This window comes from Achromobacter sp. Bel (assembly GCF_012928505.1).
GTDB lineage: Bacteria > Pseudomonadota > Gammaproteobacteria > Burkholderiales > Burkholderiaceae_B > Achromobacter.
Genome location: NZ_JABBJN010000118.1, coordinates 1 through 2,583, shown reverse-complemented (window position 1 = coordinate 2,583; position 2,583 = coordinate 1). Strand labels below are relative to the sequence as shown.

Sequence of the window (2,583 nt, the reverse complement as noted above, 5' to 3'; positions counted from 1 at the left end):
TATAACCTGACCAACAACGACCCGGCCGTTCAAGGCCTGGGCGCTGGCAAGACCTTGACCGAGACCTTCACCGTTACGACGGCTGACGGCACCACGGGTCAAGTGGTTGTCACGATCGTCGGTACCAACGACATCCCGGTTCTGACCGGCAAGGCCGACGGTGCAGTCACCGAAGACGGCACCCTGGTTGCCACCGGCAAGCTCGATGTGGCTGACGTCGATACGACCGACACGCATACCTGGACCGTCAACAACGGCGGCAAGGGCACGTACGGTTCGTTCTCCGTGGACGGCAGCGGCAATTGGACTTACAACCTCGACAACGCCAACAAGGACGTCCAGGGCCTGAAGTCCGGCCAGTCGATCACCGAAACGTTCACCGTTACGGTGGATGACGGCAACGGCGGCGTGGTCACCAAGGACGTCACCGTCACGATCAACGGTACCGACGACGGCGCCGTCATCAACCCGGCTACCCCGGGCAGCGATGCGGGCACGGTCACCGAAGACGTGACGCTGTCTGTCGGCGGCCAACTCACCGTCACCGATCCGGACGCGGGCGAAGCGGTCTTCAAGCCGCAGACCGACGCAGCCGGCCAGCACGGCACGTTCTCCATCGACGCCGATGGCAAGTGGACGTATAACCTCACCAACAACGACCCCGCCGTTCAAGGCCTGGGCGCTGGCAAGACGCTGACCGAGACGTTTACGGTCACCACCGCTGACGGCACGACCGGTCAAGTCGTAGTCACGATCGTTGGCACCAACGACATCCCGGTCCTGACCGGCAAGGCCGACGGCGCTGTCACCGAAGACGGCACGCTGGTGGCTACCGGCAAGCTGGACGTCGCCGACGTCGATACGACCGACACCCACGCCTGGACCGTGAACAACGGCGGCAAGGGCACGTACGGTTCGTTCTCGGTCGACTCGACCGGCAACTGGACCTACAACCTCGACAACGCCAACAAGGACGTCCAAGGTCTGAAGTCCGGTGAAAAGATCACCGAAACGTTCACGGTCACCGTCGATGACGGCAACGGTGGCGTGGTCACCAAGGATGTGACGGTCACCATCAACGGCACCGACGACGGCGCGGTTATCAATCCTGCTCAACCAGGCGATGACAAGGGCGAAGTCAAGGAAGACGTTACGTTCCAGACCGGTGGTCAACTCACCGTCACCGATCCGGACGCGGGCGAAGCGGTCTTCAAGCCGCAGACCGATGCCGCCGGCCAGCACGGTACCTTCTCCATCGATGCCGATGGCAAGTGGACCTACAACCTGACCAACAACGATCCGAAGGTGCAGGCTCTGGCCGTTGGCGAAAAGTTGACCGAAACCTTCACTGTTACGACGGCTGACGGCACGACCGGTCAAGTTGTCATCACGATCAACGGCACCAACGACGCTCCCGTTATCTCGGGCCAAGCGACCGGCTCCGTGACAGAGAGCACGTCGCTGAGCACCACGGGTCAGTTGACGCAAACCGATGTCGATACCACGGACACACACGTCTGGAACGTTAGCGACAATGGCAAGGGCGAGTACGGCAACTTCTCGGTCGACGGCACCGGCAAGTGGACCTACAACCTGGACAGCAGCAATCCTGACGTCAAGGCACTCAAGGCTGGCGAGACGGCCACGGAAACCTTCACCGTCACTGTCGACGACGGCAACGGCGGCGTGACCAGCCAGCAAGTCACGATCACCATTAACGGCACGGACGACGGCGCCGTCATTACCCCGGCGCAGCCCGGCGACGATAAGGGCACCGTCACCGAAGACGTGAAGCTGTCTGTCGGCGGCAAGCTCGACGTGACCGATCCGGACGCGGGCGAGGCGGTCTTCAAGCCGCAGACCGACGCGGCCGGCAAGCACGGCACGTTCTCCATCGACGCCGATGGCAAGTGGACCTACAACCTGACCAACAACGACCCGGCTGTTCAAGGCCTGGGCGCTGGCAAGACCCTGACCGAGACCTTCACCGTCACGACGGCTGACGGCACCACGGGTCAAGTGGTTGTCACGATCGTTGGCACCAACGACATCCCGGTCCTGACCGGCAAGGCTGATGGCGCTGTCACCGAAGACGGCACGCTGGTGGCTACGGGCAAGCTCGATGTCGCCGACGTCGACACGACCGACACGCACGCCTGGACCGTGAACAACGGCGGCAAGGGCACGTACGGTTCCTTCTCTGTGGACGGTAGCGGCAACTGGACCTATAACCTGGACAATGCCAACAAGGATGTCCAAGGTCTGAAGTCCGGCCAATCCATCACGGAGACCTTCACCGTGACCGTCGATGACGGCAACGGCGGGGTCGTGTCGAAGGATGTCACCGTCACCATCAACGGTACCGACGACGGCGCCATCATCAACCCGACGACTCCGGGCAGTGATGCGGGCACGGTCACCGAAGACGTGAAGCTGTCTGTCGGCGGCCAACTCACCGTCACCGATCCGGACGCGGGCGAAGCGGTCTTCAAGCCGCAGACCGACGCCGCTGGCCAGCACGGTAACTTCTCCATCGATGCCGATGGCAAGTGGACGTATAACCTGACCAACAACGACCCGGCC

General features: G+C 62.6%; 1 protein-coding gene. It reads left to right on the top strand.

The annotated features are described in order from the left end of the window. Positions 1-2,583: VCBS domain-containing protein (locus HG262_RS30795; protein ID WP_211187863.1), on the top strand; the 2,583-nt coding region annotated here is incomplete at both ends.